The 342-nt window shown below is 46.8% G+C and carries 1 tRNA gene and 1 rRNA gene; both read left to right on the plus strand.

The window, feature by feature from the left end:
• Positions 1–144: 144 nt before the first annotated feature.
• A 5S ribosomal RNA gene (gene rrf, locus QMZ64_RS23100) occupies positions 145–260 on the plus strand.
• A 9-nt stretch (positions 261–269) separates the two neighbouring features.
• A tRNA-Asn gene (locus QMZ64_RS23105) sits at positions 270–341 on the plus strand.
• The last annotated feature ends 1 nt before the right edge of the window (position 342 follow it).

Below are 342 nucleotides of genomic sequence, written 5' to 3' on the forward strand. Positions count from 1 at the left end.
GCTGACAGATACTAATCGATCGAGGACTTAACCTAAATGTTTGTGAAATGTCTGACCGTTATCTAGTTTTGAGAGAATAATTTCTCGAAAAATGCACTTGCATTTTTTCAAATACATAGTATAATGATCTTTGTCACTAAATTGTCTGGTGATGATGGCGAAGAGGTCACACCCGTTCCCATGCCGAACACGGAAGTTAAGCTCTTCAGCGCCGATGGTAGTTGGGGGATTCCCCCTGCGAGAGTAGGACATCGCCAGGCAGGCATTATTCCGCAGTAGCTCAGTGGTAGAGCTATCGGCTGTTAACCGATCGGTCGCAGGTTCGAATCCTGCCTGCGGAGC

The organism is Bacillus sp. LB7, assembly GCF_030449715.1.
Classification (GTDB): domain Bacteria; phylum Bacillota; class Bacilli; order Bacillales; family Bacillaceae; genus Bacillus; species Bacillus paralicheniformis.